Source organism: Pseudomonas sp. ANT_H12B, assembly GCF_008369325.1.
In the GTDB taxonomy this organism is placed as follows: domain Bacteria; phylum Pseudomonadota; class Gammaproteobacteria; order Pseudomonadales; family Pseudomonadaceae; genus Aquipseudomonas.
Window position 1 is genome coordinate 169,104 of record NZ_VOBI01000006.1, and the last position, 17,691, is coordinate 186,794.

A 17,691-nucleotide genomic window follows, 5' to 3' on the forward strand; every position below is an offset into this window, starting at 1 on the left:
ACAAATGGAACGGTTAGATATCAACTCTGCTCCAGAGAGAGCGAACATAGAAGCGTCAATCCATTTCGCAAGATATTCGGTTGCCACGCCCTTTGTTAAAAACAAGCGAGTCCTGGATATTGCCTGCGGCGAGGGTTATGGAAGCTATCTTTTAAAACAGGCCGGAGCCGAAGAGGTCGTCGGTGTAGATGTGTTCGTCGATGCAGTGAATCGCGCCACTCGTTCATTTGGTGGTCCAGGGATAGAGTTTACTGCCGCGGACGCAACAACCATCGAAGACAGGTTTCCGTCCGAGTACTTTGACGTCATCGTTTCGTGTGAAACCATTGAGCACATTGAAGATCCGGCAGCCTATTTACAATCGCTGAAACGCGTCGCAAAAAAAGACGCGATCATTATCATTAGTTGCCCAAATGACTATTGGTATTTTCCGGAAGAGCATCAGCGTAACCCGTACCACTTGCGAAAATACCGATTCGAAGAGTTTCAGCAGCTCGCCAGCAGCGTACTGGGAGACAACGTCAATTGGAGCATAGGAACCGCAGTCTTTGGATTCGGTTCAACGTCGCTAGATATCGAGCGAGACTATGAAACTGTTCCCGATAGCTGGATGAAATTCAACTCAGTCCAAGGTGCATACCTTGTAAATGGTGGTGAAAAACCAGAATTTAATACTGAGAATTGCAGCTATTATTTCGGCATTTGGAATGCGCCTGAAATCACTAATGGTGCTGCTGTTTTCCCAATCAGTATGGACGCTTATGCGCGCATGGTTCAGGCAATGGACGGTACATTGCTTGTGGACGAACGATTGAAGGTGACGACCCTTCAAATGGGAACTGATACGCTTAAGGCGGACTTGAGAAAAACACGACTTAACTATCAGGCAACGCTGACGGAAAACGAACTGGTAAAAGAAAGATTGCACGCGCTTCAGGCTGAAGTGGCAAGAGTGAGCGCAGAGCGTGATCAAATGCGAGTCGGTTATTACCGTTATCTCCGTTTGGGAGGGCTGGTTCCTCGCCCTGCTCGAGCGTTGATAAAAAAGGTCTTCAGAATTGTTCGCAGGAGCCCTAACTAATGAAAGTTCTGGGGCTGGATATCATCCCGGGGCTTTCGCGCGGGCTCTACGTTTATGACAAGGCACACGCTCTATTAGCGGCTGATGCCTGTCGGGAGACAGGGCCAAATATCGGCAGTAGTGGCGAGAACCTAACGATCTCTTTCCTTTCGATGAACCGCTCGTCGCTATCGATCAAGCTGCTCAAGTCCATTGAAAAGTTCTTGCCGCACTTCGCCGGTGAAGTGCTGATTGTCGATAACGGCTCTTCGGCAGACGAAATCGAGCAAATGAGCGAGGCGTGCAAAACGCTGAGTTTCCGGACACGTATTGTTGAGCTTGGGCAAAATTTCGGTGTTTCAGGCGGCCGTAACAGAACCATTCCACACGTTACGACGGAATGGCTGATGTGTCTGGACAACGATATCTACTTCACGATGAATCCGCTAATGCAGATTCAGCACGATCTAGCGGTCCTTGGCTGTCATTTCATGAGCCTTCCCTTGCTGGATCCAGATGGTCAAACGATCTTCGCCAGGGGCGGCCACGTTTTTGTGTCCTATGAAGAGGGTGAACTTCATATCGGTGCTGGAAGCGCTTCCCTGCAGACAAAAATACAGAACGTTATCAGTCAGCCGTTCCTAGGGACTTTCCTGTTTGGTGGTGCTTGCGTCGTTAACAAGGACACGTTCGCTCGTGTCGGTAGTTATGACGAAGGTATGTTTGTTGGCTTCGAGGATATCGATTTTTCGGTACGTCTGTTCCAGCAGGGCTACAAAGTCGGTTGCGCATCGGTATGCGCTTTGGTGCATGACCACCCAACACCTGATTCAGACGCTGATCGCAACTATGAAAAAGAGCGTTTTTCTCGCGGTGTTCTTCACAAGTCTGCGATGCATCTTGAGGCAAAACACGGCTTCAAGATCTGGGGTGATGCGGTAGACCATTGGGTCCAGTCACGGCACGATGAACTGGGTCTCAATAATGAAGCCGAACACATTTCCGCTCCCGTAAAAGCGGTACCGGTAGAACGTGAAAAGACGAAAATCGCACTGATCATCGATACAGATAACTGGGCGTTTGGAAATATCGCCCGGCAACTGGAACGCTATTTGAGTGGGCAGTTTGATTTCGTTGTGATACCGATGGATATCATCGACAACATCGACAAAGTGTTCATGATGACCGAAGACTGCGACATCGTGCACTTCTTCTGGAGAGAACACTTAACACTTATCGGTACGCCGTACTACAAAAGTTATGTTGAAAGCCTTGGCATGCCATATGAGCTGTTCCATGAGCGCTTTATTGCCACTAAAAAGCTAAGCACAAGTGTTTACGACCACCTGCTTCTGGAAGAAGACGAACTCAGTGGCCGCGCCCATCTTTTTACCGAGATAGTCGCTGGCTACACTGTGGGCTCTGAAAAGTTAAACCGCATTTATTCCAAAGTAAGCGGCTATCCGGAACCCACCCTCGTAATTGAGGATGGTGTCGACCTGACAAAATTCATGCCCATGAATATTGAACGCCTTAAAGAAGTCGGTCAGCGTGAACTGGTAATTGGCTGGGTTGGAAACAGTAAGTGGGCGGCAGAGCTCGAAGACTTCAAAGGCGTGAATACGATCCTCAAGCCAGCAATTGAGCAACTTCAGCAAGAAGGTATTACTGTAAAAAGTCTGTTCGCTGACCGACAGGATCAATTCATTCCCCATGATCAGATGCCTAACTACTACACAAAGATCGACGTCTATGTGTGTACGTCGAAGATAGAAGGCACGCCTAACCCTGTTCTGGAAGCGATGGCCTGTGGGGTACCGGTTATCAGTACTGATGTCGGCATCGTGCCGCAGGCTTTCGGAGAGTTGCAGAAAGCCTTTATCTTGCCAGAGAGAACGGTCGAAGCGCTCAAGGCCAGTATCCGCAAGCTTGTCGAAGAGCCTGCGTTGCTGACTCGGCTTTCAACAGAAAACGTTGAAAGAATCAAAGAGTGGGACTGGTCTATAAAAGCTGCAAAGTTTGGTCAGTACTTTGAAAGCCTAACAGCGATCGACAGCCGTACTTGAGAGCAGGGGATGCCGCAGGTTTGGATCAGCCTGCGGCATGCAAAACGGTTTGAGCGAATGGTTGGCGCAGTCATTCCGGTATCGCAGTCTACCGGACATACCAGCCTTATCTGCCATCCCACTCCTCAAAACGCTAATTGAAATCGCCCCCACTACACGGAATATATCCAGTGAAAAAACCTCCATCAACGATGAGTGACATCAGAGGAGCTAGCTTTGAAGGACGATCTGATTCGTTCGAACTTTTTGGAGAAATGGCAGACACGCTCCTGTATTGGGTGAGCGAACTGCATCGCAAACTCATCGAGAACGGCGTCAAGCAGGTATTCTTTCTCTCCAGAGAGGGACAACCGCTCAAGCAAATGTTCGACTGCTATTGCGTTCGCGTGGGTGTCCCGATTCAGAGCCGTTATCTGGAGGTTTCTCGCAGATCAACGCTGCTGCCTTCTCTGAACGTGTTGAGCCAAGAGCGGTTCGAAACGCTTTTCAGGCAGTATCAGCGAATGTCGCTGCTGGAGTTTCTCTCGAGCCTTGGGCTGGATGATTTCTGCACAGAGCTGTCGGCCTTGCTGGGCCTGACGACTGAACAGTCGAATCAAAGGCAAGAAGACTTTCCCGAAAGCGACCTCTTCTCGCGACTTAAGGCGTTGCCGCGATTCATTGCGGTATATGACGAGCAACGGCTGAATCGTCGAAAGGCATTTGGGCAGTATCTTTCTGCCCTCTCGGAAGGTGATGTTCCCGAAAAGCTTGTGGTCGTGGACGTCGGCTGGAAGGGCACGATTCAGGACAACCTTTACGCGTTATTGTGCAAAGGACCGGCATCGCCAGTCAAATCAGTTACGGGCTACTACATCGGACTTATAGCGCCAGGGGCGGAAGGTTCTGCGAATCACAAGCACGGCCTTCTGTTTTCCTCCATTGCAGGCCGTACGTCGCGGTTTCATGTCTTTAATGAAAATCGCGCCCTGTTCGAAATTCTCCTAGCAGCAAATCATGGCTCAGCGGCCAGCTACCAAATAGACACTAATGGTAGGGCTAGTGCCGTCCATGACACGTTCCATGAGCAAGAGATGCTGGAGGCCCTAGTGTTTCCTGTTCAGCGTCACATCTTCGCTCGTTACAACCAGTTGCTGGACGCTATGACACTGCAACCCGGTACGCAGGCGCTACGTCTTGAGCAGATCGCTCGCAGCCACGCGCGCTTGGTTTTCCAACCTTCACAGTTCGAGATCGACTGGTTTTCTTCAGTATTTCATGTTGAAAACTACGGTGTGTTTGAGCGCTCTTTCTTTACCGGCGCGCACAAGGTTCCGAGCTTTTCTGATAGGTTGAAGTTCATGCTCACCGTCCTGAGGCGCAGGGGACGAGGATTGCTTGGGTTCTGGCCATGGAAGAAGCTCGATGAGCGGGTTGGCCGCCCAATAGCCAACTTATATGGATTAATCCGCTATTTTCAGAAGTAATCATAAATTGAACGATAGAAGAATTTGCTTTCTCGTAGGCTCGATGGCCATTAGCGGTGGCACTTATGTCATCATTCAACATGCCAGCTACCTACGTAATCATGGATACGACGTCACGTTGGCGGTTCAAGAACCTTTTTCGGCGGCGACGCTTTCCTGGCATGACGAAGCGCCGAAGCTTCGTTGTCTGCCCATAGAAGAGGCCAAGCAAGAGTCTTTCGACCTGGTCATCGCCACATGGTGGAAAACCGCTTTTGAGCTTGGCAATTTCGACGCCAGAAGGTATGCGTATTTCGTACAGTCGATCGAGTCCAGGTTTTATCCTGAATCGGAAGCGCCATTACGTGCTTTGGTTGACGCTACCTACTACTTCCCAATCGATTACGTGACTGAAGCTACGTGGATCCAGCATTACCTGAAAGACGATTTCAATCGGGATACCACTCTGGTACGCAACGGTGTTCGCAAAGATGTGTACTCACAAACGGGTGTCACAAGCGCTCCTCGCCCTACTGATGCGCAACCCAGAATTCTCGTGGAGGGACATTTTGGTGTCTCCTTCAAAAATACGGCCTTGGGTGTTCGATTAGCCAGAGAAGCCGGCGCGAAAGACATCTGGGTACTCACGGGCTCCCCCATCAAGTGGCTTCCCGGAGTCTCGCGGGTGTTTTCCCGGGTCCCCATGGTCAAGACTGCCGAAATTTATCGCTCTTGCGATATTTTGATCAAGCTCAGTACGGTTGAAGGAATGTTTGGTCCGCCGCTCGAGCTGTTTCACTGTGGCGGCACCGCCGTAGTCTTTGATGTTTCCGGACATGACGAATATATCGTTAACGGGAAAAATGCGGTCGTAGTCTCCACGGGTGACACTGACGGCGTCGTCAGTGTCCTGAAAAAACTCATATGCGACCGTACTGAGCTTTCACGGCTTCAGGAAGGAGCGCGCCAGACGGCCGACATTTGGCCTTCCTGGCATGACTCTTCAACTCACTTCTGCGAATGGGTAGAGAAGAGTCTTGAAGGTCCGCCCATGGAAAAATCTGTTTTTACAGAGTTGACTGTAAAGGCGTTCAACGAGTACTCCGTTCAGGAGAAGCAGCGTCTCAATTCAAATCGTTGGGTCGTTCGCCGTCATAAACTCAGTGAACTTGCCGCCAAACTCCCCGCGTGGCTCAAGCTTCGGATCAAACAGCTGGAAGCAGTGGCTGAAGTGATTTTTGGTGGGCGAAAAGTACGATGACCTACAAAATCAAGACAGTTGATGTCTGGGATACCTTGCTTAGAAGAGATTGCCACCCTGAATGCATCAAGCTGGCGACTGCTGCTCATGTATTTTTCGAGCTGTTTGGACACTTCAAACCGCTGTACACGGGCTACTGGGATATCTATCAGGCACGGGTGGATACAGAAGCCCGTCTTGCGCGGAAGGCTCGAGAAGCAAACAAGAACGAAGAGTACGAAATCGTTCATGTGCTCAAGGAATGGCTGGAGACAATTCTGCTCTCTTCCATCGATGAGAGTCTCCCCCAGCGCTTTGCCGACTATGAGCTTTCAGTAGAAGTGCGCCGTACTTTTCAGGATCCAGATATCGAAGAGTTTCTCAAGCAGCACTCTGCCGAAAGAACGATATTCCTCTCTGATTTCTACATGACCTCTGACATGCTCAAACACTTGCTCGAGCAGAAGGGGCTCAGTCATCTCTTTGAGAATGGCGTGAGCTCGTGCGATGTGGGCTTGAATAAACGCTCAGGAACACTGTTCAAGCATGTGCACGAGGTCTACGGGATCGCTCCTCACGAACATGTGCATGTAGGCGATCATCCGTGGTCGGATGTAGAGTCCCCGGCGCAACTGGGCGTTACCGGCATTTCATTCGTGCCGGACAAATCTCACGCGGCCAGGAAAGAGCGCGAGCGCCTGTTTGCTTCGCGTGAGGCGTTGTTCCAGCATCTTCGACAGCTCAGCATCCAAGCAGTTGCGTCGTCAATGCTTCCGCAGCAAAAGACCGAAGCTGCAGCGTTTCGTTTCGGAGTAGAGGCCGCTCCACTGTTCTTGGGCTTCGCCTTGTGGATTGCCGAGCAGGCAATTGCTCAGCGTCTGGATCAAGTATTCTTTCTTACCCGAGAAGGCGAGTTTTTTCGCCGTATATACGAAATTGTCTTCCCAGATCAGAAGCTTTTCGGGCACCGGTTACCAGTACATGTTGAGCTGGAGGTCAGTCGACTTTCTACGTTCGTCGCTTCAATGGAAGAGGTCTCGAATGATGAGTTCAACCGCATTTGGCGCCTAAACCGCTCGCAAAAGGTTTCCGGGCTGTTTTCAACGCTGGGTCTGGAATACGCTGACTTTGCTGATCTTTTATCTGAGGTTGGGTTACAGGCTTCGGATGTTATTGAGCGTCCTGATGAAAACGAGTCATTAAGCAAGCTGATCCGGGCGCCGGCATTCACGGCTGCCGTCAACGAAAAAATACTGGAACAGCGTGAGCTCTTGAATGAATACCTTACAGAAAAAGGTATTTCCCAGAACGACAAAGTCGGCCTGGTTGATATTGGCTGGCGCGGGACAATCCAGGACAATCTTGCGCGGATAAAGCCTGCTACACACTTTCACGGGATGTATCTTGGTCTGCGAAAGATGCTAAATCCCCAAACATCGAATGTTTCAAAGCGTGCCTACGGTGCTGATGAGCAGGTTGATGCTGATACAGGCAAGCTGTTTGAAGCGTTTGCTGTACTTGAAATGCTGTGCACATCAAACATGGGCAGCACGGAGAGGTACGTAAGGTCGCAAGGAAAAGTTACTGCGTATCGCAACGTCTCAGCCGAGGAAAATAGATCTCATAGTGAATTTTCTGTTCACTTCCAGGAGGGCGTCGCACTGGCTGCCCAAATATGGGGACCGTACCTGGAGCGTTATGTAGTGGGCTCCGCGGAGCTGCGTGCTTCTGCTGTGCATATCTGGAAAAAACTCAGTGTCAATCCGGATGCTGACTTGGCAAAGATCTTCATCCATACACCTCAACACGACGTTTTTGGTTTCGGTGATATCTTCCAGAAAAATCAGGCTCCGGCATTATCTACGATCTTTCTTTCCCCATTCAGTAGCACTGCGCGTCGGCAGGTGATTGACTACATCCGTCGAGTTCAATGGACCTCCGGAATCAAGCATCTCAATGGAATTGGCCCCGTGCACAAAACCGTGCTTATTGCTCTCTTCACAGTGGCCAACGCGGTCAAACGCTATCGGATGAAGTCTCGTAAACGATAGCTGCTCAGGCTTGCCAACAGTGAGTAACCGGCAATCTCGCCCCTAAGGACGAGATTGTTAGGTTGCGTCCAACAAGGCACTGTGCCACGTACTGGAACGCTTGCCGCTACCGGCGTCGCTGAAAACTTCGATGCCTTGAAGAGCGGCACTTTACTGGCCGTCAGGAGTAACCGCTCCACGAACCCCACATTCAAAGCCGCGGTTTGATGGCTGATGCTGTGCTCTCGATCTCTTTCAGAAGCCAGCGGCCATGATGCGTCCCGATGCCAAAGTTGAAAAAGTGTACCTCTATCCCAAGCCCGTCGACTTCCGAAAATCCATCGACGGCCTGGCGTAACCGCTCCATTAACCCCACATCCAACGCCGACAGCTTAGGCTGGAGCGAGAACTGTGTTCTAGCTCATCAGCCGAGCCATCCACCGTACCGAGATTTTCTACTCATGACTTAGCTAGTAGCCAGTGGACTGCCAGGCACATGTCGCACATAAATAGTCCACTTCCTATTTGGCTGGCACAAGAATGCCAAGACCAGCTATTTCAGTGGCACAAGAATGCCAACCCCGGCCATTCAGTGGCACAAGAATGCCAAACCCGGCTATTTCAGTGGCACAAGAATAGAAAATCGACCCATTTCTATGCCACATAAATACAGAATTGCGCCCTATCTCTGTATCCGCTCCATGAACCCCACATTCCAAGCGGATAGCTGACGGCTGATGCTGTGCTCCCGATTTCCATCAGGAGCCCATCACCATGATGCGTCCCAATGCCAGCGTTGAAAAAGTGTACCTCTACCCAAAGCCGGTAGATTTTCGAAAGTCCATTGATGGCCTAGCTGCGCTGGTCGAACTGGATATCAAGGTCGCGGTGTTTGACCCCGTGCATTACAGCCCGGAGTGGAACGTCTGGCGTGCATGGCCCATGTGCGGCGCAAGTTTGTCGATGCTCAAAAGGTACAGCCCAAGGGCAAGGCGGGACGTGCCGATATCGCCCTGACGATGATCAACAAGCTGTACGGCATCGAGCGTGAACTGAAGGACGTCAGTGACGAGCAACGATTTATCGGCAGACAGGAAAAGAGCCTGCCGATCTTGGCGCAGTTGAAAAGCTGGCTGGATAAAACGCAGTCCCAAGTGACGCCGCAAAGTGTGCTGGGCAAGGCGGTTAACTATCTTGCCAACAACTGGAGCCGGCTGGAGCGTTACGTGGAGGCCGGTTTTTTACCGATCGACAACAACGCGGCGGAGCGTGCGATAAAGCCGTTTGTGATCGGACGTAAGGCATGGCTGTTCAGCGATACACCCAAAGGCGCTACCGCCAGTGCCCAGATCTACAGCTTGGTCGAGACCGCCAAGGTCAACGGCCGAGAGCCTTATACGTGGCTACGCCACGTACTGGAGCATGTGCCACTTGCGAAGTCGGTGGCGGACTATGAAGCACTGTTGCCTTGGAACTGCTCGCCAGAGATATCACGTTAAACCTGAACCCTAACGTGGGGTGAGTGGATCGAATCGTACGCTAGGCAAGCCTCGACATCCTTTGGTGTACCGCCAAATCCACCAACACGTAATAGACTGCGGACACTTTTAGAGCTTCCAAACCCCGGTAAAACTGAGCGTCCCACCCCCGGTACAAGAAACGTCCTACCGCAGGTACAGATCTGAAGTGGCTCCCATAGGCAGAGATAGGGCGCAATTCTGTATTTATGTGGCATAGAAATGGGTCGATTTTCTATTCTTGTGCCACTGAAATAGCCGGGTTTGGCATTCTTGTGCCACTGAATGGCCGGGGTTGGCATTCTTGTGCCACTGAAATAGCTGGTCTTGGCATTCTTGTGCCAGCTAAATAGGAAGTGGACTATTTATGTGCCACATGTGCCTGGCAGTCCACTGGCTACTAGCTAAGTCATGAGTAGAAAATCTCGGTACGGTGGATGGCTCGGCTGATGAGCTAGAACACAGTTCTCGCTCCAGCCTAAGCTGTCGGCGTTGGATGTGGGGTTAATGGAGCGGTTACCATCAATGGACTTTCGAAAATCTACCGGCTTTGGGTAGAGGTACACTTTTTCAACGCTGGCATTGGGACGCATCATGGTGATGGGCTCCTGATGGAAATCGGGAGCACAGCATCAGCCGTCAGCTATCCGCTTGGAATGTGGGGTTCATGGAGCGGATACTTTACAGTTTGGTCGAGACGGCTAAAGCCAACGGCCAAGAGCCCGATGCGTGGCTGAGCCACACACTTAAGCGCCTACCGCAAGCCTCGAGCGTAGAAGACCTCGAGGCCTTGCTGCCGTGGCACTGCATGCCGCAAATTCCACGATAGCCATAGATCCCCACCTTTAAAATATGGGGTTCATGGAGCACTTCCGGAGCACTTACCTACGAACGACTCGCGACGGCAATTCCCAACATGATTAGAGAAATGCCAACAAAATACTGGGTACTAAATCGCTCGTCGAACACAATATGACTGCCAATAGGCACCAAAACAAATGCCAGCGCCATCACTGGATACACACGGCCTAATTCAATCTTTTGTAAGATCCAGACCCACGCTACGGATGTGATCGCATAAAGCAACATTGCGCTGAACAACGCCGCTAACGAACGAAATGTGAACAACGTTCCGCTAGCCGCCAACGCAGCTGCACTGACTTTAAAAAGAATCTGGCCAATCGCCAGGCCCACAACGCAAAGTACCGCCCAAATATATAGCATGTCAGCCCTGTGGCACTTCCGATTTCTCAACAATGGCATGAAACGCGACGAAAAGATTCAAATCCATTGAGGCCAATTTGCACGGCCACCATGACTCGCGTGCGTTGGGGAAATAGTGCCGCATTAGCGCAACCAAGTTATTGCACGGATTGACGTGCTCTCTAGCCATCACATAATCGTAGGCAATATTCTGTGCAATCGCACTCTTGCGCGGACCCAGTGTCCTGCCAAGTCGCCATGCTATGCCCGGATCTGTCGGAATCAATATCGACAACGTACCACCCGGCTTCAAGACTCTACGCCATTCCTTGAGTGCAAGATGAGGATAATAGATATGCTCGAGAACGTGGGTCGCAATAAGCCGGTCGTAGCTATTATCTTCAGCATCTATTCTACTTCCGTGCTGAATAGAGAAAGTCAGACGTCCCTTATGACGGACCGAGGTCTTTCCAAACGCGACCTCCAGAGTTTTGGCGTCCATATCCGTTAGTACATACTCATCGAAATCATGCTGCACGAAAGCAAGATGCTCTCCCGTCCCCGCACCAATTTCCAATACCCGATTGAATTTCACGCTCTCGCCAAATGGACTTTCAGTCAACCTATGACTAGCTCGCATTACAAATGACTGCAATGGACTGCCATAATTACTGTCGTCGTAGACATCAGCAAACCGTGCTCGGTAATCGAGCCATTCTTTATCTTCATTCTGCATTTTTTTTCTCCAAACTTTTAGTCACCGTAACCTTCTTGTTACGATGAAATGGCCTATCTGGAACCGATCGGATATCCTGCCCTAGAAATGCAAGAACCAATTGCAAACCCACAATAAACGGTAATGCGGACAACATTACAGTTCCAGGCGAAGACTGCAAACCGGTATCGACGGACCGGACCCAACTATGAGTTCCGAATACAATCCCAAATAGCAGCATCGAGCAGCCAACAGGCAGTTCTATAGATGCCAAGGACATGTCCCTTAGGTAGTAATTATAAAAAATCCGCTTGAGGAAGTTTCTAACATGTTTGATCAGAAACTCCCCTACAACGGCAGAAATTTTTAAATTACTGACCTCATCACCATATTTTGCTTCCATCGGCACATCGACAACCACTGCACGCAGGGTGTTTAACCTGAACAACATGTCCGTCTCGAAGAAGTACCTTCGACTGATTTTTTTCATTGGAAGGTAGCGGACTACATCGCGATGGATAGCGGTATAGCCATTCGTCGGATCAAAGAGATTCCAATATCCAGACGATAACTTTGCCATGAACGACAATACGGCATTCCCGAATAACCGCATTTTGGGCATCGCCTGAACTTTCTCTAGATCAAAAAAACGGTTCCCTTTAGTGTAGTCAGCCTCGCCATTTAATATAGGCTCGACAAAATCGGAGATCAAGCTGGGGTCCATTTGCCCATCACCATCGAGTTTGACAATGATGTCCATCCCATCGGCGACTGCAGCCTCATAGCCGGTCATGACAGCACCGCCTACACCTTGATTGGTCTTATGCCGCAAAACGCTAACACGAGAGTCGGAGCAAAACTTTTCAACAAAAGAGCCGGTTTGTTCAGGACAGCAGTCATCAACAACATATATACGGCACACCTCATCGCCAATACCGCCGATCACATCAAGCACGTGCCCCCGCACCTTATAGCTTGGAATAACGACTGCAATTTTATGATACATGTGCATTTAATAACTCATTCTTTTCTGCAGTACCGTTTCGACCGAAGGAAAGCCCCAAGGCCATAAAAAATACGAGAAGCGACATCACCACCGAAGGCCAAAGATATCGATAGTCCTGCGCTCCTATTAATAGAGTCAGACTCATCACATTACATAATAAAGGAGCAAACAGTAACCACACCGCAGGTTGCGATCTAATGGCAATGATACACATCGAAATCAAACCGATAAGCATGTACAAAGCAGGCCGGGTATACACTGTACTTCGTTGAACAAAATTCTGATTTAACTCATCTATCCGGTCTTTCAAGGAAGGCAGAAGCGAATGCGATTGCAACCCAAGCTCCCGTTGCTCCGGCATGCTGGTTATCTCAGCCGGCGAAACGCTGAGCCATTCGTCGTCTCGCCCACCAATTCGCCAGATTAGCCCTGTGACGCAAGTCTGATGCTTTAAAAAGACCAACGGATAATCCCATATTGCTTTTAAAGCTAGCGAATTCAGCTCGGAAGTGTGCTCACCTAAGAAATCCCATTCATTGCGAAGCTGTGGGTGCCAGAATAGAGGCACAACCGACTCGCATTTATAATTCTCACGCCACTCTTGCGCTGGAAGCAGTTTCTCGAGAAGTTGCCTGTCGCCTAAGTCCCACTCCACCCCTGCAGTTTCCATTGAACCCAATATATGCATCGCAACGATGGCGCGATATTGTGGTGAAATAGGCGATACATTTAAAACTGTCAGTAGTAGGGTCTTCATCATCAAAAAAATCGCGATTTGCGAAATCAACACAACACCTACCCGGAAGCGCGCCTGACCTGTCTTCGCGAAAAAAAACAAAGCTGCAAAAAATATAATACTTATTAATATGCCGTTATGGCGCATGGCAATAACAAGCACACCCGCCATGCTCATCAGAAATAGAGAGTCAAGCCTCAGCGTCAGCCCACGACGTACTTCACGCGCCGCCAAGGCGCTAAGAAGGATCACACCTGCGGTAAACGGAACATCTTTCCATAAGGTTGTCACAATAAGAAAGGTTGCCGGAAAAAGAGGAAATAGCAACGCAGCGAGAGCAATGATTCGTGGAGAAGCACCCCATGCCAAGCACTCTTTCAAGAATAACCATGTAGCACTGGTAAATATCAATATTTGCAGTATAACCGCGGATTGCGGGTGCGGATAAACATAGAATGCCAACTTATACAGTTGAGTTGAAAGAATGGGATGTGAATCGTTGTACTGACCCGAAACAATCTGCCCCCACTGACTTATCGAGTCCGGCGACATTTGGCCTGGCCAATATGCAGCTAAAACCAAGCCATATACGGTCAGGCTGGATAATACAATCCACGCATGCATCCAGGCACTGCCCGATGAAGCGCTACTGGTATGTGATACTGCTCGACGCCCGAGAACTAGCAGGAGTATGAAAAATGCGACGAATGCAATCCCAAACTGCTTGGCGGCAGAAATAGCGTTTGCGCACAGATTTAACTGCATTGGAGCGATTTTGCTGAGATCGACCTCGATCACGCCTTGAGTTGGGGAATACAGATCAATGCGATGCCCTTCCTGTCCATACTTGACTTCGACTATTCCAGAGTACTCACTCGTTGCAAATCTCAGTAGTTTACCCGACTTAAGCGTTAATGCTGATTGTATGACAGCGGGTTGATTTCGAAACGAAACCAACGAATTGTACTTAGTCTCCCAACTGGGATCCTTACGAACAATCTCTGCCTCTAGTCTTTCAGAGTCAGTCGCGCGTATCCACACCTCTGCCGACTTTGCGTCCGGATTGTGCTCACCAGTGGCCACGATCGTCAGATCCGTTGCCGCCTCCTCTTCAAAAAAAGAGATTGGTAACATAATGACGAAAAGAAGCGAAAAAAGTGCTGACATAATTCCAGTTTTTACTGCAGACAACACGAACAATTTGTTCATTCCTTTTGTGGGCTCATTGAGTCAGACCAATAAAATCAGCTTTCAGAGCTCTTATTCTTTGTGCGGACACCGCGATGCCTTCCTCGCGGCTACCTGACCAACCGGTTTGATATGTCAAAGCGTACGAATTTCCGATAAAGAGTGAGATAGGCAGCAGAAAGCAAAGAAGCTATCAGGACGGATTGATGCTGTCAAAACAGGGCTGCTGGAAGAATCGAAAACGATGACGCCATCCTCAAAAACGGGGAGGTCATTGCATTACGCCTGTCCTGCGGCCTAACGGTAATCCCTCCCTGTAAAAGCACTCGTCAGAAGTAGAATTTTCTCCTGTTCGGCTCAAGGGAATCTTGTGTGAAGACATCACGTTTATTGGATAGATAAATCATTGCCGCCCCTCGAGCAACCGAGAAGATTGATCTGCCGTAACCGGTCGAGAATTTGGTGCACGCACTGGACCAGGTGGTTGAGTGGTGCGGCACATGGGGAGCCTTACTACTGCTCAAGAATCAGCCTTTTCCTCCAATGCTCCCGCATCAAATAAACAGGCTATAAAGACGAGCGGAGTGTACGCAAGTAACATTCCGAGTATTTCATTCAGCAATCCCAGCCCAACAAAAATCGAAATTGGCACCAACCAAACAAGATTAATGACGACAACCCCAAGCGTTACGACTCGATGGCTCTTGAAACGACGGGATGCATACTGATAAGCGTGGCTGCGATGCGCCTGAGAAACTTTGTCTCCACGCATCAAACGTCGCAGCAACGTCAAGGTAGCATCAACAATGAAAACTCCGAGCAGAATCAACCAACTCCAAAGCAACTCCGGTGCTGTCCAAGCCGCATGGAGCGCTAAACCACCGAGAATGAAGCCTAGAAATCCACTACCCGCATCTCCCATAAAGATACGCGCGGGAGGAAAATTCCAGCATAGAAACCCGGCCACCGCACCACCCAAAACGAACGGAACCCACATCAGGTTGGCGTAACCACCAAGCCAATACAACGCACATGCCCCCAGACATACACATATAGCCTCAGCGCTGGCCAAGCCATCAATCCCGTCCATAAAATTGTAGAGGTTAAGCATCCAGACAAGGTAAATCAGCGCGAGAACATTGCCAAACCAGCCCAAGTCAATCGCCGTACCAAAAAATGAAATGGATGCGAGGCCATTAAACCAGTACAGCGCCCAGCCAGCTGCAATGAAATGCCCCAAGAGTCGCCATCTAGCGGCAATATGACCATGATCATCGGCGAAGCCAATAAGCGAGACCAAAATCCCCGCCCCTAGTAACCCTGCAAGCAAAGGCATACCAAGCAGACCCAGAGCAGCCAACATCGGCAGCGCCCCTGCAAACGCCACCACAATAGCCAGCCCGCCGCCGCGAGGCGTAGGTACAGTATGGGAACTGCGCTCATTTGGTATGTCCATTAAACTCTTGGCCAAGGCATAACGACGCAAGACATAGGTCAGCAACCAGGAACTTGCGAACACAGCAGATAGCAACAACCAAAAAATCATTTCGTTAACTTATCCAGATAATGGTCGGCAGTTTTGCGTAAAGCTTTATCCACACTTACCGAGGGACGCCAATTCAAAACATCACATGTCTTGCTAATATCAACCTGCAACGAGCTACACAAACGCTGAACAACTGCTTTTTTACCTAGGAGTGAAGCACTTAAACTCAATACAAAACCTGGTATCGGGAGCAACCGTGCTTTCGTGCCTAAGGCGAGAGCCATGCGCCGAAGCAACAAAGTTGTAGATAGGTCCTCACCATCACTAACCAGAAAGATATTATTCGCCGCCGCAGGATGATCGATACAGGTCACGATGAGATCCACAAGGTTCTCAAGCGCCACCAGACTGCGTTGATTATTAATGGCGCCCAATGGCAAAGGTATGTTTCTGTGCAACCAACTCATCATGCATAAAAAATTGGCTTTCACCCCAGGACCATACACGAGTGGCGGTCTGATGATAACAACTTCCATTCCTGTGTTCAGGCCAATCTGCTTCAATGCATCTTCAGCTTCTTGTTTCGAGACTCCATACGGATCTACAGGTGCTGGAGGATCGTCAGCCTTAAAAGATTTCCGTGCTGCGGTGCTTTCGCCATTAACCTTGATTGAGCTGATAAAAATGAATCGTTTCACTCCCGACTCGGCAGCTTTCTGGGCGAGCCTAACGGTTCCGTCCACATTGATTTTACGAAATTCCGAAAGAGAGCCCGTTGAGGTTTCGTTCATCACATGCACTCGAGCTGCGGCATGGATCACTACCTGAACGTCAATCAGGGCTGGCAATGTAACTGTGTCAGTAAGATCGAATGAGACTACCCGGCACAAACCAAGCAATCGTGTAACACTTCGCACTGCGGCAACTGGGGTAAATTTTTTATCAAGTAAAAGTCTGAAGACCAAAGCCTCACCAACGAACCCGCTCGCCCCCGTCACCAAAATTTGTGGGCCTTTCATTTAGTCCTCTTTCCTATCACTGCAGTGGTACAACAGATAAAAAAGAAGAACACTTTATCGCGGAACCGTCGCCGGCATATCCAGGAGTTAAAGGAAAGCTTCAATAACTGCCTGCGTCCTAATTCCAGCCAAGTTTCAACAAAAGGTTCTCCGCTCTGGCCCACCAATGAAGCAATCAATTGCACCTGAGTAAACCACCAACCGTCATGAATCGTTTTATATCGGGCAATCAAAGGAGTCAATCCAGTATTAGCCCCTACTTGATTACTATCATGCTGGCGATACAGCATCGATGGAACCGGATCGATGAACCATTTGTATTGGTGACTGCGGGCGAAGGCATAGCAGTACCAGTCATGCAAACTTACTTCCTGTAGTTGCTGCCAATTGGCAAGCATGGAGTCCTTCAACGGGTTCGCTAATCTATTGCTAAACACGTAAGTACAACCCGGCCCAGCAGCCTCAAACAAAAAATCCCAGGTCACTTGCGGTTGCGCCTTATCCAACAAATGTGTTTTACCGTCCGGCCAGAAAGCCGTTACATTACTGGAATACGCATCAAATTCACGTGTCAGCAAAGTCTGAGTGGCCCTCTCGAGTTTGTCTGAGTGCCAAATGTCATCCTGATCAGAGAACGCGATGAAGTCATAACCCTCGAAATCGACATCACGGATGAGACGGAAGAAATTGCGTGCTGCGCCACCGAAATTGCCGGCAGCCGGTAGCAACACGACATCGCGGCGTTCAGCGAAGAAGCTAGCGCACCAGGCTTCGGTGCCGTCTGTCGAAGGATCAACACTTATATAGACGGTAACATCTACCGCTGACTGACTTAGGATCGAGGCAATCTGCTCTTCAATCCACCGCATTCCGTTGTACGCAGCCAGCAAAACTGCTACCTGAGGATATTTTACTGGCATGCCAATCCTGCTTGCATTGGTTTAACACTTCAAATCGAATAAAGGACGCTCACAGACCAG

The 17,691-nt window shown here is 49.7% G+C and carries 13 protein-coding genes and 2 pseudogenes; 8 read left to right on the forward strand and 7 right to left on the reverse strand.

Features of this window, described 5'->3' with window-relative positions; genetic code table 11:
- The first annotated feature begins 4 nt into the window (after nt 1-4).
- From FQ185_RS11880 to FQ185_RS11925, 8 genes and pseudogenes are all read left to right on the forward strand, one after another.
- Nucleotides 5-1,081, forward strand: a complete 1,077-nt coding sequence (locus FQ185_RS11880; protein ID WP_149417607.1) for a bifunctional 2-polyprenyl-6-hydroxyphenol methylase/3-demethylubiquinol 3-O-methyltransferase UbiG — start codon at nt 5-7, stop codon at nt 1,079-1,081.
- Nucleotides 1,081-3,126, forward strand: coding sequence for a glycosyltransferase (locus tag FQ185_RS11885; RefSeq protein WP_149417608.1), 2,046 nt, complete (start codon nt 1,081-1,083; stop codon nt 3,124-3,126). Before FQ185_RS11880 ends, FQ185_RS11885 begins: the two co-directional genes overlap by 1 nt.
- A gap of 170 nt (nt 3,127-3,296) precedes the next feature.
- Nucleotides 3,297-4,592: a hypothetical protein gene (locus tag FQ185_RS11890; protein ID WP_256730401.1), complete on the forward strand. Its 1,296-nt coding sequence runs from the start codon at nt 3,297-3,299 to the stop codon at nt 4,590-4,592.
- Between the two features lie 43 nt (nt 4,593-4,635).
- Entirely contained in the window at nt 4,636-5,832 is a 1,197-nt protein-coding gene (locus FQ185_RS11895; protein ID WP_149417609.1) for a glycosyltransferase, read from the forward strand.
- On the forward strand, nt 5,829-7,862 hold the full coding sequence (locus FQ185_RS11900) for an HAD family hydrolase (RefSeq protein ID WP_149417610.1): 2,034 nt from the start codon (nt 5,829-5,831) through the stop codon (nt 7,860-7,862). The genes FQ185_RS11895 and FQ185_RS11900 overlap by 4 nt, the downstream gene beginning before the upstream one ends.
- 756 nt (nt 7,863-8,618) lie before the next feature.
- Nucleotides 8,619-8,858, forward strand: a complete 240-nt coding sequence (gene tnpB, locus FQ185_RS30550; protein ID WP_256730403.1) for an IS66 family insertion sequence element accessory protein TnpB — start codon at nt 8,619-8,621, stop codon at nt 8,856-8,858.
- Nucleotides 8,744-9,340, forward strand: a pseudogene (locus tag FQ185_RS11915) (IS66 family transposase); the annotation flags it as partial. The gene tnpB and the pseudogene FQ185_RS11915, both read left to right, overlap by 115 nt.
- A gap of 697 nt (nt 9,341-10,037) precedes the next feature.
- A pseudogene (locus FQ185_RS11925) lies at nt 10,038-10,187 on the forward strand (transposase domain-containing protein); the annotation flags it as partial.
- A gap of 56 nt (nt 10,188-10,243) precedes the next feature.
- Here the strand turns inward: FQ185_RS11925 and FQ185_RS11930 are convergent.
- The 7 genes from FQ185_RS11930 to FQ185_RS11960 all read right to left on the reverse strand — a co-directional run bounded on the left by FQ185_RS11930 (nt 10,244) and on the right by FQ185_RS11960 (nt 17,631).
- The gene (locus FQ185_RS11930) at nt 10,244-10,582 is read right to left on the reverse strand and encodes an EamA family transporter (RefSeq protein ID WP_149417611.1); all 339 of its coding nucleotides are present in this window, start codon (nt 10,580-10,582) and stop codon (nt 10,244-10,246) included.
- A 1-nt stretch (nt 10,583) separates the two neighbouring features.
- A complete protein-coding gene (locus FQ185_RS11935; protein ID WP_149417612.1) occupies nt 10,584-11,297 on the reverse strand; it encodes a class I SAM-dependent methyltransferase in 714 nt (237 codons plus the stop codon).
- Nucleotides 11,287-12,288: a glycosyltransferase family 2 protein gene (locus FQ185_RS11940; RefSeq protein ID WP_149417613.1), complete on the reverse strand. Its 1,002-nt coding sequence runs from the start codon at nt 12,286-12,288 to the stop codon at nt 11,287-11,289. Before FQ185_RS11940 ends, FQ185_RS11935 begins: the two co-directional genes overlap by 11 nt.
- A complete protein-coding gene (locus FQ185_RS11945) occupies nt 12,272-14,227 on the reverse strand; it encodes a hypothetical protein (RefSeq protein ID WP_149417614.1) in 1,956 nt (651 codons plus the stop codon). Before FQ185_RS11945 ends, FQ185_RS11940 begins: the two co-directional genes overlap by 17 nt.
- Before the next feature lie 499 nt (nt 14,228-14,726).
- The gene (locus tag FQ185_RS11950; RefSeq protein ID WP_149417615.1) at nt 14,727-15,752 is read right to left on the reverse strand and encodes a glycosyltransferase family 4 protein; all 1,026 of its coding nucleotides are present in this window, start codon (nt 15,750-15,752) and stop codon (nt 14,727-14,729) included.
- Complete coding sequence (locus FQ185_RS11955) at nt 15,749-16,711, reverse strand: SDR family oxidoreductase (RefSeq protein WP_149417616.1); 963 nt, start codon at nt 16,709-16,711, stop codon at nt 15,749-15,751. The genes FQ185_RS11950 and FQ185_RS11955 overlap by 4 nt, the downstream gene beginning before the upstream one ends.
- Nucleotides 16,708-17,631 (reverse strand): glycosyltransferase, encoded by a 924-nt coding sequence (locus FQ185_RS11960; RefSeq protein WP_149417617.1) that lies wholly within the window; start codon nt 17,629-17,631, stop codon nt 16,708-16,710. The genes FQ185_RS11955 and FQ185_RS11960 overlap by 4 nt, the downstream gene beginning before the upstream one ends.
- Nucleotides 17,632-17,691 lie beyond the last annotated feature (60 nt).